Consider the following 23,336-nt stretch of genomic DNA (forward strand, 5'->3'; position numbering starts at 1 on the left):
CAACACCTCCTGGCCACCTGGACCGGCACCTGCCCCACCTGCCGGCAGGACATCCCCTGGCAGACCTACGACACCACCTAACAAAGCACTACTAGGGGGCGTCTTGCCGATCTTGCCGGGCTCGCGTCACCTGGCACGCGCTCCCCCAGAGCTTCGCCTGGGGGTGCCCCCAGCCGCGTTGTCGTCGGTCGCCGATGGCCCCCGTAGCCCTTCGGGCACGGGAGGTGCCCCCACCGCATGGACTCCCTCCTCCGCCTTGCGATCGCACGCACCAGACGCCGCTCGCTGATCCGGCCTGATCGACAAGACACCCCCTAGTTCAGCATCGCCCGCGCCGCCCGCGCCAGGTCCCGGATCTTCCCCGCCGCGACCGGCTCGACCCCCGCCACCACCTCCGCGTACGCGTCCATCTCCGCCGCCCCCGCGACGAAGTCGCCCCGCTGGATGAGCAGCTGGGCGCGCTCGTACCGCAGCCGCGCCGGATGGGCGGGCAGCAGCAGCGACAGCTCGACCGCCCACAGCGCCACGTGCGAGCACTCGGGCCGGGCCGCGGCCCAGGCGCGGATGTTGTTGAGGATCCGCAGCACGACGTCCAGCGGGTCGGCGGGGCGCAGCATCGACGGGCGCAGGGACTCGCCGGTCGCCCCCGCCACCAGCATCTCCACGTCCGTACCGGTCAGCAGCCGGCCCCGGTCGAACGGGTCCACCAGGACCTGCTCGTCCGGCCCGCCGAAGCCCACGACGAAGTGGCCCGGCAGCGCGACGCCGTGCACCGGCGCGCCCGCCCGCCGCGCCACCTCGATCCAGACGACGGACAGCAGGATCGGCAGGCCCCGGCGCCGCCGCAGCACCTCGGGCAGCAGCGACGACTCCAGGCGCTCGTAGTCGCCGGGCGTGCCGTGGAAGCCGCACCGCTCGCCGAGCAGCTCGGCGAGCGCGGCGGCCCAGGCGCGCGGCTCGCGCAGGCCGTACGGCACCAGCCCGGCCAGCCGGTCCAGTTCGATCTCGGCGGCGTCGATCCCGGCCTCACCCAGCTCCGGGTCGGCCTCCGCGCCCACCAGCAGGCACAGCGTCGCGAGGTCCGGCCGTTCCTCGCGGGCCTCCTCGGCGAACCGGCGCCGCCACTCGCTCGTGTGCTGCATACGGGTCACGTACCCGATTCGGGGGACCGGAAGTGGTGATAGCGGTGGTGGAGGGCGAAGCCCATCCCGTCGTAGAGCGTGCGGGCACCGCCGTTGTCCTCCTCCACCTGGAGCCAGGCCGCCGACGCGCCCTCCTCCAGCGCGCGCCGCGCCAGCGCCGCCATGACCGCCGTGGCCAGCCCCCGGCGCCGGTACGCGGGGTCCACCTCGACCGCCGCGAAGCCGGCCCACCGCCCGTCGACGACGCACCGCCCGATCGCGGCCGGCACCTCGCCGCCCTCCGGGTCCGGTACGGAGGCGAACCACACCGACGGCCCGCCGGCCAGCACCTTCAGGACGTGGGGCCCGGGCAGCCCGGAGCGGTTGTACCGCCGCAGCCACGCCTCGTCGAGCGACCGGGACAGGACGATGCCCCCCGCACTCTCCGCCTCGACCGCGTCCGCGACCGGCGCGAGCCCCCCGATCCGCACCTCCGCCGTCACCTCGCGCCGCCAGCCCCGCTCCTCCAGCGCCGCGCACAGCCGCTCCTGGGTGCCCTCGGCCCCGGTCGCCGCCTGGACGTACGGGGGCAGGCCCCGCTCCTCGTACCAGGAGCGCACCCGCACGAGCGCCTCGCCCAGGGGTATGCCGGGATCCCCGAGCGGCAGCGCCGAGTTGGCCCGCCGCGTGAATCCCCCGGAGGCCCTGAGCATCCACTCGCCGAGGGGCTCGCTCTCCACCGGCGGCCAGGCGCGCGCCAGCACCGGCGCCAGCTCCGCGAAGTCGGCCGCGGGGCCCCGCCGGCGGGCCGGCGCGGCCGGTACCACCTTGGCCGCGACCAGTGAGGATTCCGCAATTCGGACAGTCTCACCGGTCCGGCGTGTGATCAGCAGCACACCCTTGTCCCATGATGTGAGAACGCCGACCGTGTCGGTGAACGTCTCCCGGCCCGAGCCGGGGTCGCCCAACCGGCGCACGGAGACGCGTTTCCCCACGTCAGCCGGGGTGATGCGGACCTCCAGCCGTCCGCCAGCAGTGAATTCCACAGCTCCGCGCGCCCCTCATGTTCGGATCGTTACCAAGAACGGAGATACTAGGTGCGGGCATCGACGACGCCGCGCTCCCGCGCAAGCCAGAGCCCTACCAAGGAGGAACGACAGCGTGACTTACGTCATCGCACAGCCTTGTGTCGACGTGAAGGACAAGGCGTGCATCGAGGAGTGCCCCGTCGACTGCATCTACGAGGGCCAGCGGTCCTTGTACATCCACCCGGACGAATGCGTCGACTGTGGTGCTTGTGAGCCGGTCTGCCCGGTCGAGGCGATCTTCTACGAGGACGACACTCCGGAGGAGTGGAAGGACTACTACAAGGCGAACGTCGAGTTCTTCGACGACCTGGGCTCGCCGGGTGGTGCCTCCAAGCTCGGCCTGATCGAGCGCGACCACCCCTTCATCGCCGCGCTTCCGCCGAACCCGAACGGCTGACAGCGCGCCCTCGGTCCCGTACGGCTTCGTCCGCTGTACGGGACCGACGTGTTTGCCCGTAGTCGTACGCCAAGAGCAGTCGTACGCATCGAAGGCGTACGGAGAGAAAGAGAGCCCGCACCGTGTCCCCCGCTTCCTCGCGTGTCTCTTCGCGCCTGCCCGTTTTCCCGTGGGACAAGCTCGAGCCGTACAAGAAGACGGCCGCCGCCCACCCGGACGGCATCGTGGACCTGTCCGTCGGCACGCCGGTCGACCCCGTCCCCGAGCTGATCCGGCGTGCCCTGGCCGGCGCCGCCGACTCGCCGGGCTATCCGATGGTGTGGGGGACGCCCGAGCTGCGCGACGCGATCACCGGCTGGTGCGAGCGGCGCCTGGGCGGGCGCGGCCTCGGGCACACGAACGTGCTGCCCGTGGTCGGCTCCAAGGAGCTGGTGGCCTGGCTGCCCACGCAGCTCGGGCTGGGCGCGGGCGACGCGGTCGCCTACCCGCGGCTCGCGTACCCGACGTACGAGGTCGGCGCGCGGCTGTGCGGCGCGACCCCGGTCGTGTACGACGACCCGACGGAGCTCGACCCGGCCGCGCTCAACCTGAAGCTGCTCTGGCTGAACTCGCCGTCCAACCCGACGGGCCGGGTGCTCGCCAAGGACGAGCTGATCCGGATCGTCGCCTGGGCGCGCGAGCACGGCGTGCTGCTCTTCAGCGACGAGTGCTACCTGGAGCTCGGCTGGGAGGCCGACCCGGTCTCCGTCCTGCACCCGGACGTCTGCGGCGGTTCGTACGAGGGCATCGTCGCCGTCCACTCCCTCTCCAAGCGCTCCAACCTGGCCGGCTACCGCGCCGCGTTCCTCGCGGGTGACGAGGCCGTGCTCGGCGAGCTGCTCCAGATCCGCAAGCACGGCGGCATGATCACGCCCGCGCCGGTGCAGGCGGCGACGGTCGTGGCGCTCGGCGACGACGCCCACGTGGCGGAGCAGCGGGCCCGGTACGCGGCGCGGCGCGCGGCGCTGCGCGGGGCCCTGGAGTCGCACGGCTTCCGCATCGAGCACAGCGAGGCGAGCCTGTACCTGTGGGCGACGCGCGACGAGCCGTGCTGGGAGACCGTGGCGTACCTGGCGGAGTCGGGGATCCTGGTGGCGCCCGGCGACTTCTACGGCGAGGCCGGGGAGCGGTTCGTGCGGGTGGCGTTCACGGCCACGGACGAGCGGATCGAGGCCGCGGTGAAGCGGCTGGGCTAGCGGCCTGCCGCGTGACATGCCGAAGGGCCCGAGGAGCGGATGCGCCGCTCCTCGGGCCCTTTCGCCGTGTCTGTACCGTGCCTGTGCCTGTGCCTGGGGCGGTAGGCGGCCGGGTCAGCCGAGCGCCGGGAGCCCGCCGGTCGGGAGCTGGCCGGCCGCCGGCAGGCCGCCGCCGAGCGCGTCGGTGGGCGCGGCGGAGGCGGCGCCGCCGACGAGGTCACCGGCGTTGCCCGCCGCGTCGCCGACGGTCTGCTGGGCGGCGGGGGTGGTGGACTCGCCCGTCTTGGCGACGGTGTCGCCCACGGCCGGCACGGACTTCTTCACCGTCGAGCTGCCGGCCTCGCCGGCCAGGTCGGTGGCGGCCCGGGAGGCGCCGCCCACGGTGTCGGCGGCCGACGCGGTGTCCAGGCTGGAGACGCCGCCGAGGTCGGTGGCCTGGGGCAGATCCACGGCGTTTGCGGAGCCGGCCGCACCGACCACGGGAGCTGCGCCCGCTGCGATCAGCAGCGCGGCACGGGCGATCCGACGGGTCAGGGGGAGGGACATGATGCTCCTTCGACGGGAGAGGACGTTGTCTGTCCGACGATCGGACGCTGTGACAACCGGTCGGAGGGCGGGGGAGGTTGCGGTGCGCCAAGGTAAAGAGTTGGTAATGCATCGCATTATCTGCTTCCCGCAAAAACGGGCAAAGTGAGGTGTAGGGGCGAGGAGGCGTCGCCGTGTGAAGAACCGTCACTTCCCAGGCGCGGCAAGGGAAAAGGCGGGGATCGATGTCGCGCGGCGCAGGGTGGGTGGAAAAAGAGGTGACGGCGAGCCGCCGGGTAATTCGGGAGAGTGAATTCCAGCGCTACTGTGCGACCCGAATACGGACGTCGCCGGTGTGTGCAGGGCCCGTTTCGCGGGAATCGTCCGCCGCCCGCCACCCCTCGGCCGACCGCTCCACGCTCCAGACGCGGCCCGCGTACGACACCTCCGCGATCCCCAGCGCGTCCGCCTGGGCCACGGCCCACTGCGCCAGCTCCCAGCCGCGCCGCGAGCCGCCGGTGCCGTCGTCCCCGCCCTCGCCCTCGCCCGCGGGCGCGCCCTCCGGCCCGGCGGACTCCAGCGACCCCGCCACCGGCAGGGCGATCTCCGCGGAGGCCGCGCCCCCGGCCTTCGGCAGCACCTCCGCGCCGAACGACCGCACCAGCTCCGCGCGCACCTTCGCCGGGTCGCCCGCCTCCGGTACGCCGCTGCCCGGCGTGCAGGTCAGCGAGGCCGCCGAGCGCCCGGTCAGCGCCGCGGCCAGCAGCGCGGCGTTCGGCTCGTGCTTCGCGTACGCCTGCGGGAAGCCGCTGCGCTGCACGCGCTGCGCGGCGACCGTCAGCGGCAGGCGCGAGTACCCCGGGACCTCGGCGAGGCGCTCGTAGAACCGGCTCGCCGAGAACACCGGGTCCATGATCTGCTCCTGGGTGCCCCAGCCCTGCGAGGGCCGCTGCTGGAACAGGCCGATCGAGTCCCGGTCGCCGTGCCGGATGTTGCGCAGGGCCGACTCCTGCAGGGCGGTCGCCAGCGCGATGGTGACCGCGCGCTCCGGCATCCCGCGCGTGGTGCCGACGGCGGAGATCGTCGCGGCGTTCGACGCCTGCTCGGGGGTGAGCCGGTACGTGTGCGTGCCGGTGCCCACCCTGCAGTGCGGACCGCCCTTGCCGGTCGTCATGTACTGCACGACCACGTACCCGACGACTGCCAGCAGTACGGCGAACGCGGCGACGAACCTGGGGTTGCGGGGGCGGGTGGACTCGGACACGCAGCCCACCGTACTGGAGGCCGGGATAGGCTCGTCACCATGTCCGAAACCATGCCCGCGACCGCCCCCGCAGCCACGCTGGACCTGAACCTGGACGGTCCGGCGCTGACCGCCGCGCTGGTCGACTTCCCCTCCGTCAGCGGCACCGAGAAGCCCCTCGCCGACGCGATCGAGCAGGCGCTGCGGACCCTTCCGCACCTCACGGTCGACCGGTACGGCAACAACGTCGTCGCCCGCACCCGCCTGGGCCGCGCCGAGCGCGTCGTCCTGGCCGGGCACATCGACACCGTGCCGATCGCCGACAACGTCCCCTCGCGCCTGGACGAGAACGGCATCCTGTGGGGCTGCGGCACCTCGGACATGAAGTCGGGCGTCGCCGTCCAGCTGCGCATCGCCGCGACCGTGCCGGAGCCCAACCGCGACCTGACGTTCGTCTTCTACGACAACGAAGAGGTCGCCGCCCACCTGAACGGCCTCGGGCATGTGGCCGCCGCCCACCCCGACTGGCTGGAAGGCGACTTCGCGATCCTGCTGGAGCCCTCCCACGGCGAGGTCGAGGGCGGCTGCCAGGGCACCCTGCGGGTCCACCTGCGGATGAAGGGCGAACGGGCCCACTCCGCGCGCAGCTGGATGGGCTCCAACGCCATCCACGCCGCCGCGCCCGTGCTGGCCCGGCTGGCCGCGTACGAGCCGAGGCGCCCGGTGATCGACGGGCTGGAGTACCGGGAGGGGCTCAACGCCGTCGGCATCGAGGGCGGCGTCGCGACGAACGTGATCCCCGACGCGTGCACCGTCGTCGTCAACTTCCGCTACGCGCCCGACCGGTCCATGGAGGAGGCCGAGGCGCACGTGCGCGAGGTCTTCGCGGACTGCGGCGTCGACGAGTTCGTGGTCGACGACCACACCGGCGGCGCGCTGCCCGGCCTGTCGCACCCCGCCGCTGCGGCGTTCATGGAGGCGGTGGGCGGCACGGCGCAGCCCAAGTTCGGCTGGACGGACGTGGCCCGTTTCAGCGCTCTGGGCGTGCCCGCGGTCAACTACGGCCCCGGCAACCCGCTCTTCGCGCACAAGCGGGACGAGCACGTGGCCGTCGACAAGATCACCCACTGCGAGCGGCGCCTGTACGACTGGCTCACTGCCTGACCACCGTAATTTCGCCATTCGTCATGTGCGTCGCCCTACCCTGAGCGGGAAACGATGTTCAGCGGAGGGAGCAGGTCATGGGCAACCCCGAGGCCGAGGCCGAAGGACTGCGAGCGCTCGCGGAACAGCGACTGGGGCCGGTGCTGCGCCGCCGTGAGCAGGTGCAGCCCGGTACGACCGATCAGCGGCTGCTGGACACCGCGGGCGACTCCGAGTGGGTGCACACCGACCCCTGGCGGGTCATGCGCATCCAGTCCGAGTTCGTGGAGGGCTTCGGCGCCCTCGCCGAACTCCCCGGCGCGATCAGCGTCTTCGGCTCCGCCCGCACCCCGGTGGACTCGCCGGAGTACGAGGCGGGCGTCCGCATCGGCAAGGCGCTGGTGGAGGCCGGCTTCGCGGTGATCACGGGCGGCGGTCCGGGCGCCATGGAGGCCGCGAACAAGGGCGCGCGCGAGGCGAAGGGCATCTCCGTCGGGCTCGGCATCGAGCTGCCCTTCGAGCAGGGGCTGAACCCGCACGTCGACATCGGCGTCAACTTCCGCTACTTCTTCGTGCGGAAGACGATGTTCGTGAAGTACGCACAGGGCTTCGTCGTCCTGCCGGGCGGTCTGGGAACGCTGGACGAGCTCTTCGAGGCCCTGACCCTGGTGCAGACCAGAAAGGTGACCCGCTTCCCGATCGTGCTCTTCGGTACGGAGTACTGGTCGGGCCTGGTCGACTGGCTGCGGAACACGGTCATCGCGCAGGGCAAGGCGTCGGAGCGGGACCTGATGCTCTTCCACGTGACGGACGACGTGGACGAGGCGGTGGCGCTGGTGACGAAGGAGACGGGGACGTCTCCGCGCTGACGGGACCGGGACCGGGGCCGGGACCGGGGCCGGGGCCGGGGGCTCGGCCCCCGGTCCCGCACCGGTGTCTACGCCAGGCCCCGGCGGGCGACGGCCGGCGGGCGGTGGCCCGCGATGGAGGCCACCATGTCCAGCACCTGCCGGGTCTCGGCGACCTCGTGGACGCGGTAGACCTGCGCGCCCAGCCACGCAGAGACCGCCGTCGTGGCCAGCGTGCCGAGGACGCGCTCCTTGACCGGCCGGTCGAGCGTCTCGCCGACGAAGTCCTTGTTGGAGAGGGAGACCAGCACCGGCCAGCCCGTCTCCACCATCTCCGGCAGGCGGCGCGTCGCCTCCAGGCTGTGCCGGGTGTTCTTGCCGAAGTCGTGACCCGGGTCGATGAGGATCCCGTCGCGCCGCACACCGAGCGCGGCCGCCCGCTCCGCGAGGCCCACGGTGACGCGCAGGATGTCCGCCATCACGTCGTCGTACGTGGTGCGGTGCGGCCGCGTGCGCGGCTCCGCGCCGCCCGCGTGCGTGCACACCAGGCCCGCGCCGTACCGCGCGGCGACCTCCGCGAGCTTCGGGTCCACACCGCCCCACGCGTCGTTCAGCAGGTCCGCCCCCGCCTCGCAGACCGCCTCGCCGACCTCGTGCCGCCAGGTGTCGACGCTGATCACGACGTCCGGGTGGCGGCGCCGCACCTCGGCGACGAAGCCGACCGTGCGGCGCGCCTCCTCCGCGGCGGAGACCTCCTCGCCGGGGCCGGCCTTCACCCCGCCGATGTCGATGATGGCGGCGCCCTCCGCCACTGCCTGCTCGACGCGGGCGAGCGCGGGCTCGTCGTGGAACGTGGCGCCCTGGTCGTAGAACGAATCCGGCGTCCGGTTCACGATCGCCATGATCACCGGCTCGTGCGCCCCGAATTCACGCCGTCCCAAGCGCAGCATCCCGTTCGTCCTCCTCGCGTTACGTCGTCTGCGACCTTAGCTGTCAGTGGCACATGGCACGATCGGGAGCAGACGGTTCGGCACTTACCGGGAGGGGCACGCCTGTGTTCTGGTTCTTGATGATCGCGATGGTCGTGGTGATCGCCGCGGTCACCCTCGCGGTGGTCGGCGGCGGTGAGAGCGAGGTCCTTCCCGAGGCGGCGCCCGAGCAGCTGGTGGACCCGCTGCCGCTGACCCGGCCCGTGGGCCGCGCCGACGTCGACGCGCTGCGCCTGCCCGTCGCGCCGCGCGGGTACCGCATGGCGGACGTCGACGACGTGCTGAGCCGGCTCGGCGCGGAGCTCGCCGAGCGCGACGCGCGGATCGCCGAGCTGGAGGCGGCGCTGGCCGGGGCGCAGGCCACCGCGGTCGGCGGGGCGGACCTCTTCGACAAGAAGCCGGCCCGCCCGGAGCACGACGAGGAGCCGGGCCGGTGACCGGCGGAGTCGTACCCGGCCCGGACGGGAAGCCGCGCTGCCCCTGGGGCGTCTCCGCGCCCGAGTACGTGCCGTACCACGACGAGGAGTGGGGGCGGCCGGTCCACGGCGACGACGCCCTCTTCGAGCGGCTCTGCCTGGAGGCCTTCCAGTCGGGCCTGTCCTGGATCACGATCCTGCGCCGCCGCGAGGGCTTCCGCCGCGCCTTCGCCGACTTCAAGATCGCGGCGGTGGCCGAGTTCACCGACATCGACCGGGAGCGGCTCCTCGGCGACGAGGGCATCGTCCGCAACCGCGCCAAGATCGACGCCTGCCTCGCCAACGCGCGCGTGCTCGCGGGCTGGTCACCGGGCGAGCTCGACACCCTCGTCTGGAGCCACGCCCCGGACCGCACCGGGCGGCCGGCACCCCGCACGCTCGCGGAGGTGCCGGCGGTGACGGAGGAGTCGACCGCGCTGTCGAAGGACCTGAAGAAGCGCGGGCTGCGCTTCATCGGCCCCACGACGGCGTACGCCCTGATGCAGGCGTGCGGACTGGTCGACGACCACCTGGCGGACTGCGTGGCCCGGCGCGCGGAGCAGGGGCGCGGCTAGCGGCCGAGGTACTTCGGCTGCTCCTTGGCCAGGAAGGCCTGGACCGCGATGGTGTGGTCCTCCGACGCGCCCGCCTTCGTCTGGAGTTCGTCCTCCTTCTCCAGGGCCTCCTCCAGCGTGCGGGACGCGCCGTACGCCAGGGACTCCTTCAGCGCCGCGTACGCGAGCGTCGGGCCCTTGGCGAGGGTGCGGGCGACCGAGGCGGCCTCGGCGGGCAGGTCCGCGGCGGGGACCAGCCGGTTCGCGATGCCCAGCTCGTACGCCTCCTGCGCCTTGATCGAGCGCGGGAAGAGCAGCAGGTCGGCGGCGCGGCCGGGGCCCACCACGCGGGGCAGCGTCCAGGAGACTCCCGAGTCGGCGGTCAGCGCCACGCCGGCGAAGGAGGTGTTGAAGGAGGCGGTGTCGGCCACGACGCGGTAGTCGGCGGCGAGCGCGAAGCCGAAGCCGGCCCCGGCGGCGACCCCGTTCACCCCCGCCACCACGGGCTTCTGCATGCCGGCGATGGCCCGGACGATCGGGTTGTAGTGCTCGCGCACCGTGCTCATGGTCCGGCCGGAGCCGTCGCCCAGGAGGGAGATGTGCTCCTTGAGGTCCTGGCCGACGCAGAAGGCGCGGCCCGTCGCGGTCAGCAGCACCGCCCGTACGGCCGGGTCGTCGCCGGCGGCGTGCAGGGCGTCCCGGAGGGCCACCTTGGCGTCGATGTTCAGCGCGTTCATGGCGTCCGGCCGGTTGAGCGTGATCGTCGCGAGCCCCTCGCTCACCTCGTACAGCACGGTGTCGGCCATGGCGGATCCCCTCAGTCGTGACGACGGTGTCCGCTCAGCATGGCGGAGATCTTCGCCCCCCTCCATGTGACCTGCGTCAAAGAAATGCCGGTGACGCCGCCGTACGCGGCGGCGAAGTATCGCAGGCGGATCGCCGAATTATGCGGTTTTGCGAGAGCGCGTTGCGGAAGCGATGCGGTCCGATGTTGGTCATCGGGTCCCGCCATGCGGGATAATGACCTGGAAGCAATGTGTTCGATGCCGGTGATGCGTGCCCATGCCAGAGGGCCGTCGGCGACGATGAGCTGGTTTCAGGAAGGGGAACGAGCATGGCGGCCATGAAGCCGCGAACGGGTGACGGCCCGCTCGAGGTGACCAAGGAGGGGCGGGGCATCGTCATGCGCGTTCCGCTCGAAGGCGGCGGTCGGCTTGTCGTCGAGCTGACTCCGGACGAGGCGAAGGCACTCGGCGAGGCGCTGGAGAAGGTCACGGTCTGACACTGCCCACGGTTTTTCCGACAGCCCCGGCGTGAGGGTACGCGCCGGGGCTGTCGCGTTCCCGCGGCGGAGGGACGGAACCTAGGGGGTGTCTTGCCGATCTTGCCGGGCTCGCGTCGCCTGGCACGCGCTCCCCCAGAGCTTCGCCTGGGGGTGCCCCCAGCCGCGTTGTCGTCGGTCGCCAATGCTCCGCAGTGGCTCCCTCCTCCGCCTTGCGATCACACGCACCAGACGCCGCTCGCTGATCCGGCCTGATCGACAAGACACCCCCTAGCCGCGCCGTACCGCGCAGAGCAGGCCGTCGCCCACCGGGAGCAGCGACGGCAGGAGCTCCTGGCTCTCGCGTACCGTGCGCAGCAGCTCCCGCAGGCGCTGCACCTCGGCCGGCTGGGCCGCCGAGTCGACCGTGCGGCCGTCCGCGAAGACGCCCTCGAAGCAGACGAGCCCGCCGGGCCGCAGAAGGCGCAACGATTCAGCGAGGTAGTCGAGGCACTCCGTGCGGTCGCCGTCGCAGAAGACCAGGTCATAGCCGCCGTCGGCGAGCCGGGGCAGGACGTCCAGGGCGCGGCCGGGGATGAAGCGGGCCCGGTTGCCGGCGAAGCCCGCCGCCCGGAAGGCCTGCTTGGCGAACTGCTGCCGCTCCGGCTCCGGGTCCACCGTGGTCAGGACGCCGTCCGGGCGCATGCCGTGCAGCAGGTAGATCCCCGACACCCCGGTGCCGGTCCCGATCTCGGCCACGGCCTTGGCGTCCGCCGTGGCCGCCAGCAGACGCAGCGCGGCGCCGGTGCCTGGCGACACCGAGGGCAGCCCTGCCTCCCGGGCCCGGTCACGGGCCCAGCGCAGTGCTTCGTCCTCGGCGACAAAGGCGTCGGCGAACGCCCAGCTCGTCTGCCGGTTGGCGGTAATGACCCTCTCCTGTCCCCGTAGTTGGCGCAACGGTGACTGTATCCGCTCGGGGCCGGGAACCCGCAGATGGGACCGGGCGTTAAGGAGGGGCAGAGGGATCAAGACACGGGAGACGGTCCCAAATTCACGTAAAGATTCTTATCCGGAGCTAACGGGCGAGGTGGCTATGGTAGGGGCTCCACTGGACACCACCAGAGCCGACAGGGGAGGTGCGGCTGCGCCTGTGGATCGGGGAGGAGTGCCGCTGCTGCGGCGCTTTCTCAGGTCGGCGGGTGAGCCGAAATCCGTGACCTACACCGCTGACCGTTCTCACGCCGTCGACGACTCCGCACCCACCACCGCGACCTTCGCCTCGGATGCGGAATCGCAGGCGTGGGCTCCGCCCTCGTGGGAGGAGATCGTCAGCACCCACAGCGCCCGCGTCTACCGCCTCGCGTACCGCCTGACCGGCAATCAGCACGACGCCGAGGACCTCACCCAGGAGGTCTTCGTCCGCGTCTTCCGCTCCCTGTCGACGTACACGCCGGGCACGTTCGAGGGCTGGCTGCACCGCATCACCACCAACCTCTTCCTGGACATGGTCCGCCGTAAGCAGCGCATCCGGTTCGACGCGCTCGGCGACGACGCGGCGGAGCGGCTGCCCAGCCGCGAGCCGTCCCCGCAGCAGGTCTTCCACGACACCCACTTCGACGCCGACGTGCAGCAGGCGCTCGACACCCTCGCGCCGGAGTTCCGCGCCGCGGTCGTGCTCTGCGACATCGAGGGGCTGTCGTACGAGGAGATCGCCGCGACCCTCGGGGTGAAGCTCGGCACCGTCCGCAGCCGTATCCACCGCGGCCGCTCCCACCTGCGCAAGGCCCTGAAGCACCGGTCGCCCGAGGCCCGCGCCGAGGGGCGCGCGTTCGCGGCCGTGGGCGGGGAGGGCGGACCCGCGTGAGTGGCACACGTCCGACCCCCGCGGAACAGCATCTGGGGGACCGGCTCGCCGCGCTGGTGGACGGCGAGCTCGGCCATGACGCCCGCGAGCGGGTCCTCGCGCACCTGGCGACCTGCGCCCGGTGCAAGGCCGAGGCCGACGCCCAGCGCCGGGTGAAGAGCGTCTTCGCCCAGGCCGCCCCGCCGCCGCCCTCCGAAGGGCTGCTCGCACGCCTCCAGGGGTTGCCCGGGGGTCCTGTCGGGCGGGATGACGACGACGAGCGACGCTCCGGGGGTGGACCGGGCGGACGGAGACCCTTCGCCGACGGAGTCTTCGAGGTGACCCGCGACGGGTTCGCGCTGCCCGGCGGCCCCGGCTCCGGCTTCCCCGTCCACGAGGTGGGACGCCCGGCCGGGGACCGCTCGCCGTGGCGCGGGCGCCGGTTCGCGTTCGCCGCCGCGAGCGCAGTGTCGTTCGCGGCGATCGCCCTGGGCGGCGCGCTGCCCACGGCCGCCACGCTCGACACCCGGGGCGAGGGCGGCAACAACGTCACCCCGCTGCGCACACCCGGCCAGACGGCCAACGCCACCACCAACGCCGCGAGCGACCGCCGCCGCGGCGGCCTCCCCGCCAACGGCGGCGGCACCGCCACCCCGTCCCCGTTCGTGCGGACGCAGGCGCGGCAGACGGGCGCCCCGCCCTTCCTCCCGGCGACGCTCCCCGCGACCTCGCTGACGGGCGCGGTGCCACCGGCGCCGCTGGCCCCGCTGCTGCACCTCGCCACGGCGCCGGGCCTGGGCACGGTCGCCACGACGGCGCCGTCGCAGGGCGTCGTGCCACTGATCGTCCGACGCTGACCGGGAGCCCTGCGCGAGGGCCACCGGACCTGGTTGAATCATGCCGCAGGGCGCCTCGAGCTCGTCAAGGCGCGGGACGGGACAGCAGCACGGCAGCGGGGAGCACATGAACGACGGGAAGCCCACCGGTACGAAGCCGAAATGGTGGAGCCGTCCGGCCCGCCCCGCCCCGGCGTCCCCGCCGGCGCCCGACCCCCAGCCGGCCCCGGTCGCGGAGCCGGCGCCGGCCGCCGAGGCCACGCAGGCGGCGGAGCCCGCACCGGCCGCCGCGCCGCCGCAGCCGCAGCCCTTGCACGAGCCGGACGAGTACCGCACGCCGCCGTACGGGGAGCCCGGGCCCTGGGCGCCCGCGCCGCCCGTGCAGCGCCCGGTGGCGACCCCGCCGCACGGCACGCAGGTACCTCCGGCACCGCAGGCACCCGCCGTGCCGCCCGTACCCGCCGTACCGTCCGTGGCCTCCGTACCGCCCGCGTACGGAGCCCCGACCCAGCAGTGGCTGCAGTACGACCCCTGGAGCAGCCCGGGCGGCCGCCCGCAGCCGCTCACGCACGCCGGTCAGCCGCCCGCGCGCAAGGCCTCCCGGCGCGGGCTCGCGCTCACCGGCGCGCTGCTGCTCGCGCTGGTCAGCGGCGTCCTCGGCGGCGGCGTCGGCGCGTACATCGAGCGCCACGGCGGCCTCACCACCGTCGAGCTGCCGCAGGCCGGCCCCGAGGGCGCCGACCGCGCCCCGGACAGCGTCGCCGGGATCGCCGCCAGCGCCCTGCCCAGCGTCGTCACCCTCCACGTGAGCGGCGGCGGCGAGCAGGGCACCGGCACCGGCTTCGTCCTCGACGAGCGCGGCCACATCCTCACCAACCACCACGTCGTCGACCCCGCCGGTGCCTCCGGCGACATCACCGTGACCTTCAGCAGCGGCGAGACGGCCTCCGCGAAGCTCATCGGCAAGGACAGCGGCTACGACCTCGCGGTCGTCCAGGTCACCGGGGTCTCCAACCTCAAGCCGCTGCCGCTGGGCAACTCCGACAACGTCCGCGTCGGCGACCCGGTCGTCGCCATCGGCGCGCCCTTCGACCTCCAGAACACCGTCACCTCCGGCATCATCAGCGCCAAGGAGCGGCCCATCACGGCGGGCGGCGAGAAGGGCGACGGCAGCGACGTCAGCTACGTCGACGCGCTCCAGACCGACGCGCCGATAAACCCCGGCAACTCCGGCGGCCCGCTCGTCGACGCCAAGGCCCGCGTCATCGGCATCAACAGCGCCATCCGCGCCGCCGACAACGGCGCGGGACTCGACGGCGGCCAGGCGGGCTCGATAGGGCTCGGTTTCGCCATCCCCATCAACCAGGGCAAGCGCGTCGCCGAGGAGCTGATCAACACCGGCAAGGCCACCCACCCGGTCATCGGCGTCAGCCTCGACATGAAGTTCGGCGGCGACGGCGCCCGCGTCGGTGAGAAGGCCCAGGACGGCAGCCCGTCCGTCGTCCCCGGCGGCCCCGCCGCGCAGGCCGGCATCCGCCCCGGGGACGTCATCACCAAGGTGGACGGCCAGCGGGTGCACAGCGGCGAGGAGCTCATCGTCAAGATCCGCGCCCACCGCCCCGGCGACCGGCTCCGGCTGACGCTGGAGCGCGGCGGCAAGGAGCAGACGAAGACGCTGACCCTGGGCTCGTCCTCCGGTGGCTGAACGGCCACCCGGCGGTAACCACCAGGTACCGCCGCGGCAGCCCGGCCAGGTACCGTGGAGCGGGCCCCGGGCCCTCGGCGCCGGCCCCTGCGGAACCGGACCCTGTGAAGGAGCGGCAAGGTGTTCAACGACATAGGCGGATTCGAGCTCGTCGCGCTCGTGGTCCTTGCCGTGCTCATCTTCGGGCCGGAGAAGCTGCCGAAGGTCATCCAGGACGCCGCCGGTTTCATCCGGAAGATCCGCTCGTTCTCGGAGAACGCCAAGCAGGACATCCGCAGTGAGCTCGGCCCCGAGTTCAAGGACTTCGACTTCGAGGACCTCAACCCCAAGACGTTCATCCGCAAGCAGCTCACGGAGAACGAGGACCTCCAGGAGATCCGCAGCAGCTTCGATCTCAAGAAGGAGATCACCGAGGTGGCGGACGCGGTCAACGACCGCGGCGACTCCTCCGTCCCGGCGGCCGTCAACGGCGGCCCCGGCGGCCCGGACCTGCTGAAGAAGCGCGACGCGCCTGAGCCGGGCGAGCGTCCTCCGTTCGACGCCGACGCCACCTGAGCCCCTCAGCGGCCCTCGGTGGCTAAGCTCTCCCTCTGTCCACGTATCGAGGAGGCGGCCGGACAGATGGAGACGACAAGTCGGGTGGGCGCGCAGAGCGCCGCACCCAGCGCCAGATCCGCGTCCGACGGGGTGCCCCAGGCCCGCCGGACGGTGGACGGCTATCTGCGGGCGCCCTTCCCCTGGTACGGCCTCGACGAGGCGTTCACCGGCCCCCGCTGGCTGATGCAGGTCGGGGTCTCGGCGGACGGTACCGTCCAGCACGGCTCGACCGGCCACGGCGACGAGCCCTCGATAAGGCCCGAGGCGATCGGCGCCCCCGCCGACCGGGAGCGCTTCGCGGTCGTCGTCACGGTCGCCGCGAACCCCGTACGGCGCAGCGGTGACGGTACGGGTGTCCTCGACGCCACGAGCGTCTCCTCCGCCGCCTGGCTGGCCGGTTCGGGGCTCCTCGCGTACACCTGGCCGCCCCAGCTGGACCACACGCTCCGCGACGACTGGCTCGACCAGCAGACGGAGACCGCGTTCGAGCTCGCCGACGACCTGACGGGCTCGACCTGGACGTCGCTGTCGCTGCCGGTCGACGGCGTGCCGGTGCCGTTCCACTACCGCGAGTCCGAGTTCGGCTGGGTGCTGGCCGGTACGACGCGGACCGGGGTCCACCTGGGCGCGTACGGCCGCGGGATGAGCGCGTACGGCCTGGGCTTCGCGGTGATCCGCGACATCACGGCGTACGCGTAGCGCAGCAGCCGCGCACGTGAAAAGGGGCGGCCCGCGGGCCGCCCCTCTTCACGTACGTGATCTAGAACTTGTTGCGCGGGGTGATCCCCAGCGACATGCCCGACAGGCCGCGCTGGCGGCCGCCCAGCTTGCCCGCGATGGTGCGCAGCGCCGCGCCGGCCGGCGAGTCGGGGTCGGACAGCACGACCGGCTTGCCCTCGTCGCCGCCCTCGCGCAGCCGTACGTCGATCGGGATGGAGCCCAGCACCGGAACGGTGGCACCGGTGGTCTTCGTCAGGCCGTCGGCGACCTTCTGGCCGCCGCCGGTGCCGAAGACGTCGACCATCTCGTCGCAGTGCGGGCACGGCAGGCCCGACATGTTCTCGACGACGCCCACGATCTTCTGGTGGGTCTGTACGGCGATGGAGCCGGCCCGCTCGGCCACCTCGGCCGCCGCCTGCTGCGGGGTGGTGACGACGAGGATCTCGGCGTTCGGCACGAGCTGCGCGACGGAGATCGCGATGTCGCCGGTGCCCGGCGGCAGGTCCAGCAGCAGCACGTCCAGGTCGCCCCAGTACACGTCGGCGAGGAACTGCTGGAGCGCGCGGTGGAGCATCGGGCCGCGCCACACCACCGGGGCGTTGCCCGGGGTGAACATGCCGATGGAGATGACCTTCACCCCGTTGGCGGAAGGCGGCATGATCATGTTCTCGACCTGGGTCGGACGGCCGTCCGCGCCCAGCATGCGCGGCACGCTGTGGCCGTAGATGTCGGCGTCCACGACACCGACCTTGAGGCCGTCGGCGGCCATCGCCGCGGCCAGGTTCACGGTCACGGAGGACTTGCCGACGCCGCCCTTGCCGGAGGCCACGGCGTACACCCGGGTCAGCGAGCCGGGCTTGGCGAACGGCACCTCGCGCTCGGCGGTGGTGCCGCGCAGCGCGGCGGCCAGTTCCTTGCGCTGGGCGTCGCTCATCACGTCGAGCGTGACGTCGACGCCGGTGACGCCCTCGACACGGGAGACGGCCTCGCTCACGCGCGAGATGATCGTCTCGCGCATCGGGCAGCCGGAGACCGTGAGGTAGACGGTGACGGCGACCGCCCCGTCCGCACCGATCTCCACTGACTTGACCATGCCGAGCTCGGTGATCGGTCGGTTGATCTCGGGGTCGTTCACCGTCGCCAGTGCTTCGCGCACCGCGTCTTCCGTAACCATACGGAGATGGTACGGCGCCGCCCCCGGCCCCTGGTAAGCCCGTCAGCGGTCGGCTTCGTCACTTCTGGGCGCCGCCGCCTCCCGCCGGTCGTCGAGTTCGCGCACCAGGTCCTCCAGCTGGGAGCGGATCCAGTCGCGGGTGGCGACCTCGCCCAGGCCCATCCGCAGGGCGGCGATCTCCCTGGTCAGGTACTCGGTGTCGGCGATGGAGCGCTCGTTCTGCTTGCGGTCCTGCTCGTGGGTGACCCGGTCCCGGTCGGCCTGCCGGTTCTGCGCCAGCAGGATCAGCGGGGCCGCGTAGGACGCCTGGAGCGACAGGGCGAGGGTCAGGAAGATGAAGGGGTACTCGTCCCAGCGCAGGTGTCCGGGCGCCGAGATGTTCCACAGCACCCACACGATGATGACGGCGGTCATCCAGACCAGGAACCGGCCGGTGCCGATGAAGCGGGCGATCCGCTCCGAGAGCCGCCCGAAGGCCTCGGGGTCGTACGCCGGAAGCAGCTTCGGCCGCCGGATGCGCGGCTGGTCCAGCCGGATGCGCGGCGCGGGCGGCTCGCCCACCCGGTCCATGCGCTCGAGGCGGTCCATCCGTTCCGTGCGCTCCCCCCGCTCGCGGCGTTCGTGCTTGCGCTCAGGCGTCATGCGGCACCCCGCTCTCGGGTCCGAACTCCGCCTCGCGCCAGTCCTCGGGCAGCAGGTGGTCCAGTACGTCGTCGACGGTGACGGCCCCGAGCAGCGACCCGCCGTCGTCCACGACCGGGGCGGCGACCAGGTTGTACGTCGCGAGGTGGCTGGTCACGACGGGCAGCGGGGTGTCGGGGGAGAGCGGCTCCAGGTCCGTGTCGACGATCGCCGACACCAGCGTGAACGGCGGGTCGCGCAGCAGCCGCTGGAAGTGCACCGTCCCCAGGTACTTGCCCGTAGGCGTCTCGTCGGGCGGCCGGCACACGTACACCTGCGCCGCCAGCGCGGGGGACAGGTCCCGCTGGCGTACGCGCGCGAGGGCGTCGGCGACCGTCGCGTCCGGGCGCAGCACGATCGGCTCGGTGGTCATCAGCCCGCCCGCCGTCCGGTCCTCGTACGCCATCAGGCGGCGTACGTCGGCGGCGTCGTCCGGCCGCATCAGGGTCAGCAGCCGCTCCTTGTCGGCCTCAGGCAGCTCGGACAGCAGGTCGGCCGCGTCGTCCGGGTCCATGGCCTCCAGGACGTCCGCCGCCCGCTCCTCCTTCAGCTTGCCGAGGATCTCGATCTGGTCGTCCTCGGGCAGCTCCTCCAGTACGTCGGCGAGCCGGTCGTCGTGGAGGGCGGCGGCGACCTCGGCGCGGCGCTTGGGCGACAGGTGGTGCAGGACGTTGGCGAGGTCGGCCGCGCGCATCCGCTCGAAGGTGGCGAGCAGGCTCTCCGCGCCCTGGCCCTCCTCCTCCAGCGAGAAGCCCGTCACCGCCGACCAGTCGACGGTCAGGGTCTCGCCCTTGCGGCGCAGCGCCCCGCCGCCGCCCCGCCGGACGAAGACCTTGTCGATCTCCCAGTCGCGGCGGGCCGGGAGCTGCTGGATGGACACGTCGAGGACGGTCACCTCGGAGCCGTCCTCGACGAGCCGGACGCGGCGGTCGAGCAGCTCGCCGAGGACCAGGCGCTCGGTGGGGCGCTGCTCGAAGCGGCGGACGTTGAGCACCCCGGTGGTGATGACGTGGCCGGACTCGACGCCGGTGACACGGGTCATGGGCAGGAAGATCCGGCGCCGCCCGATCACCTCGACGACCAGGCCGAGGAGCCGGGGCGGGCGGCGGCCGACGCGCAACATCGCGACCAGGTCGCGGACGCGCCCCACCTGGTCCCCGTTGGGGTCGAAGACGGGGACGTCGGCGAGGTGGGAGACGAAGACCCGGGCGGTGCCTGACGCCATGCCGCACACCTCCTCGCCCGCCACCGTCCACCGGTGGCCGGAAATCGACACCGATGAGTGCTTTATGACGATTCAGGCTAGCCCGTCCCGATGCGGGTCGCCCAGGCAGGGCGTCCGGACGGCTCCCTTCCGGACGCCGCGGAGGGCCCCGGTACGCTGCGGTCTCACAACCTCCCACAGACAGACGAGAGGCAGTGCGCAGGTGACCGCTCTCCCCCCGGCCTCGCGTGCCCGCCGGGCAGTCCGGGCATCCCTCCCCGTCGCACTCTGCGCCGGACTGACCGCGATGCTCACCGCGTGCGGTGGCGAGGAGGACCCGGACGCGGGAACCAACGGGCTGGGCAAGCTGTCCGCCTCGGAGATCGAGACCAAGGCCCAGGGCGCGGCGGACACCGCCGAGGCGGTCCGGCTGTCGGGGACGCTGGTCAGCAAGGGCGGCACGTACAAGCTCGACATGCGGCTGAAGGCCACCGGCGCGCTCGGCTCCGTCTCCTCCCGTACGAGCACCTTCGAGCTGCTGCGGGTCGGCGACGCGCTCTTCCTGAAGGCGGACGCGGCCTTCTGGACGCACGCGGAGAGCGAGTCGGACGAGAAGGGCCCCGACGAGTCCGACACGCAGGCGGCGGACAAGCTCGACGACAAGTACGTCAAGGTCCCGCAGGACGACCCCTCGTACAAGCAGCTGCGCGGCTTCACCGAGATGAACGTCCTGCTGGACGGCCTGCTGGAGCTGCACGGCGAGGTGGTCAAGGGCGACCGCGCCAAGATCGGCGGCATCCGCACGATCAAGGTCTCGGGCGGGCAGCGGGGCGAGGGCGGCACGCTCGACGTGTCCCTGGAGGGCACCCCGTACCCCCTCCAGTTCGCCCGTGGCGGCGGCGGGGGAGTGGTGGTCCTCTCCGACTGGAACAAGGACTTCCCCCTGACGGAGCCCGCGAAGGACGAGACCCTCGACTACGGCCGCCAGCTGCCGCGCACCAGCGACTAGCCCCGCTTCGACTTCCGCCGCTTCAGCAGCAGCCGCGGCAGCGCCGCCGGGATCGGGTGGCGGGTGGTGGCCGGAGTGGGCAGCGGGACGGCCGACAGGGAGCCGTCGGGGTGGCTCGTCGTCGCCTCGCGCGGCGTCAGCCGCACCAGGCGGCACTCGCGGGCCCAGCGCTCGGTCATCGTCTCGGCGTCGGGGGCGTTCAGCCGCTTGCCCTTGAGCTCGTCGACCGCCGCCTGCCACTGCTCCGAGCCGGGCGCGGGCTCCGTGACCGCGGCGGTCCAGGCGACGATCCGGCCGCCCTTGTCCTTGCTGCGTACGGTGACCTCGGCCGTGCCGCCGGCGGCGAGCCCCGGGGGCAGCGGCTGCTCGCCGGGGCCGTCGCCGATGACGTACGCGGCGCCGTCGTGCCACACGTGCCACAGCGCGCGCGCCGGACCGCCCTCGCCGCGTACCCAGATCAGGCCGGACTTCTTGGTGGCCTCCTCGACGAGGGCGGGGCCGAGCAGCGTGTCGTCTGTCATGCCCCGCAGCTTAGAAGAAGCCGCGGAGGCCGCTACAGCCAGCCGTTGCGCTTGAGGGTGCGGTGGATGGCGAAACAGATCACCGAGATCCCGGCCAGCACCAGCGGGTAGCCGTACTTCCAGCGCAGCTCCGGCATGTAGTCGAAGTTCATGCCGTACACGCCGCACACCGCCGTCGGGACGGCGATGATCGCCGCCCATGACGTGATCTTGCGCATGTCCTCGTTCTGCGCGACGGTGGCCTGCGCCAGGTTCGCCTGGAGGATGGAGTTCAGCAGCTCGTCGTAGGAGACGACCTGCTCCTGGACCCGCGCGAGGTGGTCGGCGACGTCCCGGAAGTACTTCTGGATGTCCGGGTCCACCAGCCGCATCGGCCGCTCGCTCAGCAGCTGCATCGGGCGCAGCAGCGGCGACACCGCCCGCTTGAACTCCAGCACCTCGCGCTTGAGCTGGTAGATCCGCCCGGTGTCGGTGCCGCGCGTCGAGCCCTTCGTCGGGGGCGAGAAGACGTCGATCTCGATCTGGTCGATGTCGATCTGGACGGCGTCGGCGACCGCGATGTACCCGTCCACCACATGGTCGGCGATGGCGTGCAGCACCGCCGAGGGGCCCTTCCCCAGGAGCTCGGGCTCGCCCTCCATCCGGTGGCGCAGGTTGCGCAGGGAGCCCTGCCCGCCGTGGCGGACGGTGATCACGAAGTCCCGGCCGGTGAAGCACATCACCTCGCCGGTCTCGACGACCTCGCTGGTGGCGGTGAGCTCGGCGTGCTCCACATAGTGGATGGTCTTGAAGACGGTGAACAGCGTGTCGTCGTACCGCTCCAGCTTGGGCCGCTGGTGGGCGTGGACCGCGTCCTCCACGGCCAGCGGGTGCAGTCCGAACTCGGCGGCGATGCCCGCGAATTCGGCCTCCGTCGGCTCGTGCAGCCCGATCCAGGCGAACCCGCCGCCCTCGCGCACCTGGCGCATCGCCTCGCGCGGCGTGAGGCACGCCTCGTCCTTCAGGCGGCGGCCGTCGCGGTAGACGGCGCAGTCGACGACGGCGCTCGACGCCGACGGGTCGCGGGTGGCGTCGTACGAGTTGTACGCGTTGTACGGGGCTCCGGTGCGCTTGCGCAGGGACGGGCGTACCGCTGCGCGCAGGTCACGGATCATCGACATGGCTGGCTCCTTCACGGAGAGGCCGTCGGCGAGGCGCGGGGCAAGGCCGGCGCAGCCCGGAATGGGGACGTGGCGTCATGACGTCCGCAAAGCGGGCGGCACCGCGGTGTGCTCGCGGTGACGGCGTTCGCTACAGACAGGCAAAAAAGGGTGTGCTCTTCCGTCGTGCGCGTCGCCGTGTGGGGAATGGCTGGTGTGCCTCAGCTCACGGAGCCGGAGCCTCGACAGCCGGGCGTCGGGCGGAAGAACCGCTGGTACTGCACGATCGACTTCGATCCACCGCAGCCCCACCTCCTCCGGCCGGTCCCCCGTGGGGGATGACGTGTTGTCGAGGCTGGAAAGCAGGCTTGACCTGCTGCCCCGACCAGCGGCCAAGACTATCAGCCGACTGACGGTCAATCCCTTACTTTGCCCATTCCATACGCGCTTTATGCTCGCCGGATGGAAGAAGTTCTTGCACTGGTCGAGGCCCGGCTGCGGACCGCCCTCGGTGAACCGGACGCGCGCGCCGCCGTGACCTTCCTCGGCACGGACCGCATCGAAGTGCTGCGCTTCACCGAGGGCGATGTGGTGCGGTACGCCACCCTCGGCATGTCGGCCCAGCCCATGACCGACCCCACGGCCGCGCTCGCCGACCCGGTCAAGGGCCCCCGCGCGGAGCTTCTCCTCACGGTACGGGCAGGCCTCGCCGACACCGACAAGGTGCTGCGCCCGCTCGCCGTGCTGGCCGCGTCGCCACAGGTCGAAGGCGTGGTCGTGGCCGCGGGCGCGTCCCTGGACCTCGGTGAACCGCTGTGGCCCGGCGCGCCGTTCAGCTCTGTGCTGGTCGCGGAGTCCGGGGGCCTGGTGGAGGACCTGGAGCTGGACGAGCCGAGGGATCCGGTGCGGTTCCTGCCGCTGCTGCCGATGACGCCCAACGAGGCGGCCTGGAAGCGGGTGCACGGCGCGCAGGCGCTCCAGGAGCGGTGGCTGAACGCCGGTACGGACCTGCGCGATCCGCTGCGCAGGTCCGTAACCCTGGACTGAC

General features: G+C 72.6%; 26 protein-coding genes. 14 read left to right on the forward strand and 12 right to left on the reverse strand.

Features of this window, described 5'->3' with window-relative positions; genetic code table 11:
- Positions 1-314 precede the first annotated feature (314 nt).
- Positions 315-1,142 (reverse strand): tetratricopeptide repeat protein, encoded by an 828-nt coding sequence (locus tag ACIRNI_RS00005; protein ID WP_403546866.1) that lies wholly within the window; start codon positions 1,140-1,142, stop codon positions 315-317.
- 5 nt (positions 1,143-1,147) lie between these two features.
- Entirely contained in the window at positions 1,148-2,167 is a 1,020-nt protein-coding gene (locus tag ACIRNI_RS00010) for a GNAT family N-acetyltransferase (protein WP_403546868.1), read from the reverse strand.
- A 115-nt stretch (positions 2,168-2,282) separates the two neighbouring features.
- Here ACIRNI_RS00010 and fdxA point away from each other — a divergent pair, with 115 nt between their 5' ends.
- Together fdxA and dapC are read left to right on the forward strand one after the other, a co-directional pair.
- Complete coding sequence (gene fdxA / locus ACIRNI_RS00015; protein WP_355364105.1) at positions 2,283-2,606, forward strand: ferredoxin; 324 nt, start codon at positions 2,283-2,285, stop codon at positions 2,604-2,606.
- 122 nt (positions 2,607-2,728) lie between these two features.
- Positions 2,729-3,841, forward strand: coding sequence for a succinyldiaminopimelate transaminase (gene dapC / locus ACIRNI_RS00020; RefSeq protein WP_403546869.1), 1,113 nt, complete (start codon positions 2,729-2,731; stop codon positions 3,839-3,841).
- Positions 3,842-3,955: 114 nt separating this feature from the next.
- Here dapC and ACIRNI_RS00025 read toward each other — a convergent pair whose 3' ends face one another.
- Complete coding sequence (locus tag ACIRNI_RS00025; RefSeq protein ID WP_403546871.1) at positions 3,956-4,387, reverse strand: ATP-binding protein; 432 nt, start codon at positions 4,385-4,387, stop codon at positions 3,956-3,958.
- Positions 4,388-4,688: 301 nt separating this feature from the next.
- Positions 4,689-5,630, reverse strand: coding sequence for a hypothetical protein (locus tag ACIRNI_RS00030; protein WP_403546872.1), 942 nt, complete (start codon positions 5,628-5,630; stop codon positions 4,689-4,691).
- Positions 5,631-5,669: 39 nt separating this feature from the next.
- On the opposite strand from ACIRNI_RS00030, the gene dapE reads away from it, so the two are divergent.
- Both dapE and ACIRNI_RS00040 read left to right on the forward strand, forming a co-directional pair.
- Positions 5,670-6,773 (forward strand): succinyl-diaminopimelate desuccinylase, encoded by a 1,104-nt coding sequence (gene dapE, locus ACIRNI_RS00035; protein WP_403546874.1) that lies wholly within the window; start codon positions 5,670-5,672, stop codon positions 6,771-6,773.
- Positions 6,774-6,850: 77 nt separating this feature from the next.
- Positions 6,851-7,621: a TIGR00730 family Rossman fold protein gene (locus tag ACIRNI_RS00040; RefSeq protein WP_403546876.1), complete on the forward strand. Its 771-nt coding sequence runs from the start codon at positions 6,851-6,853 to the stop codon at positions 7,619-7,621.
- A 68-nt stretch (positions 7,622-7,689) separates the two neighbouring features.
- Here the strand turns inward: ACIRNI_RS00040 and folP are convergent, their stop codons facing one another.
- Positions 7,690-8,550: a dihydropteroate synthase gene (gene folP, locus ACIRNI_RS00045; RefSeq protein WP_403546878.1), complete on the reverse strand. Its 861-nt coding sequence runs from the start codon at positions 8,548-8,550 to the stop codon at positions 7,690-7,692.
- Positions 8,551-8,654: 104 nt separating this feature from the next.
- On the opposite strand from folP, the gene ACIRNI_RS00050 reads away from it, so the two are divergent.
- Positions 8,655-9,026 (forward strand): hypothetical protein, encoded by a 372-nt coding sequence (locus ACIRNI_RS00050; RefSeq protein WP_403546880.1) that lies wholly within the window; start codon positions 8,655-8,657, stop codon positions 9,024-9,026.
- Positions 9,023-9,619 carry a DNA-3-methyladenine glycosylase I gene (locus ACIRNI_RS00055; protein WP_403546881.1) on the forward strand — a complete coding sequence of 199 codons (597 nt, stop codon included), beginning with the start codon at positions 9,023-9,025 and terminating at the stop codon, positions 9,617-9,619. Before ACIRNI_RS00050 ends, ACIRNI_RS00055 begins: the two co-directional genes overlap by 4 nt.
- Here the strand turns inward: ACIRNI_RS00055 and ACIRNI_RS00060 are convergent.
- Positions 9,616-10,404, reverse strand: coding sequence for an enoyl-CoA hydratase-related protein (locus ACIRNI_RS00060; RefSeq protein WP_355364129.1), 789 nt, complete (start codon positions 10,402-10,404; stop codon positions 9,616-9,618). The genes ACIRNI_RS00055 and ACIRNI_RS00060 overlap by 4 nt on opposite strands.
- Before the next feature lie 308 nt (positions 10,405-10,712).
- Between ACIRNI_RS00060 and ACIRNI_RS00065 the strand changes: the two genes are divergently transcribed.
- The gene (locus tag ACIRNI_RS00065) at positions 10,713-10,880 is read left to right on the forward strand and encodes a DUF3117 domain-containing protein (RefSeq protein WP_003985072.1); all 168 of its coding nucleotides are present in this window, start codon (positions 10,713-10,715) and stop codon (positions 10,878-10,880) included.
- Positions 10,881-11,150: 270 nt separating this feature from the next.
- Here ACIRNI_RS00065 and ACIRNI_RS00070 read toward each other — a convergent pair whose 3' ends face one another.
- A complete protein-coding gene (locus tag ACIRNI_RS00070; RefSeq protein ID WP_355364133.1) occupies positions 11,151-11,816 on the reverse strand; it encodes an O-methyltransferase in 666 nt (221 codons plus the stop codon).
- Positions 11,817-11,952: 136 nt separating this feature from the next.
- Here ACIRNI_RS00070 and sigE point away from each other — a divergent pair, with 136 nt between their 5' ends.
- From sigE to ACIRNI_RS00095, 5 genes are all read left to right on the forward strand, one after another.
- Positions 11,953-12,723, forward strand: coding sequence for an RNA polymerase sigma factor SigE (gene sigE / locus ACIRNI_RS00075; RefSeq protein WP_403546884.1), 771 nt, complete (start codon positions 11,953-11,955; stop codon positions 12,721-12,723).
- Complete coding sequence (locus tag ACIRNI_RS00080; protein WP_403546886.1) at positions 12,720-13,559, forward strand: anti-sigma factor family protein; 840 nt, start codon at positions 12,720-12,722, stop codon at positions 13,557-13,559. The genes sigE and ACIRNI_RS00080 overlap by 4 nt, the downstream gene beginning before the upstream one ends.
- Before the next feature lie 106 nt (positions 13,560-13,665).
- Positions 13,666-15,243, forward strand: coding sequence for a S1C family serine protease (locus ACIRNI_RS00085; RefSeq protein WP_403546888.1), 1,578 nt, complete (start codon positions 13,666-13,668; stop codon positions 15,241-15,243).
- A 120-nt stretch (positions 15,244-15,363) separates the two neighbouring features.
- Positions 15,364-15,798, forward strand: coding sequence for a sec-independent translocase (locus tag ACIRNI_RS00090; RefSeq protein WP_403546890.1), 435 nt, complete (start codon positions 15,364-15,366; stop codon positions 15,796-15,798).
- A gap of 66 nt (positions 15,799-15,864) precedes the next feature.
- On the forward strand, positions 15,865-16,539 hold the full coding sequence (locus ACIRNI_RS00095; protein WP_403546892.1) for a hypothetical protein: 675 nt from the start codon (positions 15,865-15,867) through the stop codon (positions 16,537-16,539).
- 61 nt (positions 16,540-16,600) lie between these two features.
- On the opposite strand, the gene ACIRNI_RS00100 is transcribed toward ACIRNI_RS00095, so the two are convergent.
- Genes ACIRNI_RS00100 through ACIRNI_RS00110 form a run of 3 tightly spaced genes read right to left on the reverse strand, consistent with a single transcriptional unit; the run spans position 16,601 to position 19,640 of the window.
- A complete protein-coding gene (locus tag ACIRNI_RS00100) occupies positions 16,601-17,734 on the reverse strand; it encodes an Mrp/NBP35 family ATP-binding protein (RefSeq protein WP_403546894.1) in 1,134 nt (377 codons plus the stop codon).
- A gap of 42 nt (positions 17,735-17,776) precedes the next feature.
- Entirely contained in the window at positions 17,777-18,322 is a 546-nt protein-coding gene (locus ACIRNI_RS00105) for a DUF1003 domain-containing protein (RefSeq protein ID WP_403547749.1), read from the reverse strand.
- 43 nt (positions 18,323-18,365) lie between these two features.
- On the reverse strand, positions 18,366-19,640 hold the full coding sequence (locus ACIRNI_RS00110) for a magnesium transporter MgtE N-terminal domain-containing protein (RefSeq protein ID WP_403546896.1): 1,275 nt from the start codon (positions 19,638-19,640) through the stop codon (positions 18,366-18,368).
- Positions 19,641-19,842: 202 nt separating this feature from the next.
- Between ACIRNI_RS00110 and ACIRNI_RS00115 the strand changes: the two genes are divergently transcribed.
- Positions 19,843-20,628, forward strand: a complete 786-nt coding sequence (locus ACIRNI_RS00115) for a hypothetical protein (protein ID WP_403546898.1) — start codon at positions 19,843-19,845, stop codon at positions 20,626-20,628.
- Here ACIRNI_RS00115 and ACIRNI_RS00120 read toward each other — a convergent pair.
- Positions 20,625-21,149: a hypothetical protein gene (locus tag ACIRNI_RS00120; protein ID WP_403546900.1), complete on the reverse strand. Its 525-nt coding sequence runs from the start codon at positions 21,147-21,149 to the stop codon at positions 20,625-20,627. The genes ACIRNI_RS00115 and ACIRNI_RS00120 overlap by 4 nt on opposite strands.
- Positions 21,150-21,181: 32 nt before the next feature.
- On the reverse strand, positions 21,182-22,309 hold the full coding sequence (locus ACIRNI_RS00125) for a magnesium and cobalt transport protein CorA (RefSeq protein ID WP_403546902.1): 1,128 nt from the start codon (positions 22,307-22,309) through the stop codon (positions 21,182-21,184).
- Between the two features lie 441 nt (positions 22,310-22,750).
- On the opposite strand from ACIRNI_RS00125, the gene ACIRNI_RS00130 reads away from it, so the two are divergent.
- A complete protein-coding gene (locus tag ACIRNI_RS00130) occupies positions 22,751-23,335 on the forward strand; it encodes a suppressor of fused domain protein (RefSeq protein WP_403546904.1) in 585 nt (194 codons plus the stop codon).
- The last annotated feature ends 1 nt before the right edge of the window (position 23,336 follow it).

Source organism: Streptomyces sp. NPDC093546 (genome assembly GCF_044765045.1).
Classification (GTDB): domain Bacteria; phylum Actinomycetota; class Actinomycetes; order Streptomycetales; family Streptomycetaceae; genus Streptomyces.

Excerpts from the sequence above, each read along its gene's own strand:
- ACIRNI_RS00005 (WP_403546866.1), bottom strand. The coding sequence starts at position 1,142 with ATGCAGCACACGAGCGAGTGGCGGCGCCGGTTCGCCGAGGAGGCCCGC.
- ACIRNI_RS00025 (WP_403546871.1), bottom strand. The coding sequence starts at position 4,387 with ATGTCCCTCCCCCTGACCCGTCGGATCGCCCGTGCCGCGCTGCTGATC.
- dapE (WP_403546874.1), top strand. The coding sequence starts at position 5,670 with ATGTCCGAAACCATGCCCGCGACCGCCCCCGCAGCCACGCTGGACCTG.
- ACIRNI_RS00040 (WP_403546876.1), top strand. The coding sequence starts at position 6,851 with ATGGGCAACCCCGAGGCCGAGGCCGAAGGACTGCGAGCGCTCGCGGAA.
- folP (WP_403546878.1), bottom strand. The coding sequence starts at position 8,550 with ATGCTGCGCTTGGGACGGCGTGAATTCGGGGCGCACGAGCCGGTGATC.
- ACIRNI_RS00060 (WP_355364129.1), bottom strand. The coding sequence starts at position 10,404 with ATGGCCGACACCGTGCTGTACGAGGTGAGCGAGGGGCTCGCGACGATC.
- ACIRNI_RS00065 (WP_003985072.1), top strand. The coding sequence starts at position 10,713 with ATGGCGGCCATGAAGCCGCGAACGGGTGACGGCCCGCTCGAGGTGACC.
- sigE (WP_403546884.1), top strand. The coding sequence starts at position 11,953 with ATGGTAGGGGCTCCACTGGACACCACCAGAGCCGACAGGGGAGGTGCG.
- ACIRNI_RS00085 (WP_403546888.1), top strand. The coding sequence starts at position 13,666 with ATGAACGACGGGAAGCCCACCGGTACGAAGCCGAAATGGTGGAGCCGT.
- ACIRNI_RS00095 (WP_403546892.1), top strand. The coding sequence starts at position 15,865 with ATGGAGACGACAAGTCGGGTGGGCGCGCAGAGCGCCGCACCCAGCGCC.
- ACIRNI_RS00100 (WP_403546894.1), bottom strand. The coding sequence starts at position 17,734 with ATGGTTACGGAAGACGCGGTGCGCGAAGCACTGGCGACGGTGAACGAC.
- ACIRNI_RS00105 (WP_403547749.1), bottom strand. The coding sequence starts at position 18,322 with ATGGACCGCCTCGAGCGCATGGACCGGGTGGGCGAGCCGCCCGCGCCG.
- ACIRNI_RS00110 (WP_403546896.1), bottom strand. The coding sequence starts at position 19,640 with ATGGCGTCAGGCACCGCCCGGGTCTTCGTCTCCCACCTCGCCGACGTC.
- ACIRNI_RS00120 (WP_403546900.1), bottom strand. The coding sequence starts at position 21,149 with ATGACAGACGACACGCTGCTCGGCCCCGCCCTCGTCGAGGAGGCCACC.
- ACIRNI_RS00125 (WP_403546902.1), bottom strand. The coding sequence starts at position 22,309 with ATGTCGATGATCCGTGACCTGCGCGCAGCGGTACGCCCGTCCCTGCGC.
- ACIRNI_RS00130 (WP_403546904.1), top strand. The coding sequence starts at position 22,751 with ATGGAAGAAGTTCTTGCACTGGTCGAGGCCCGGCTGCGGACCGCCCTC.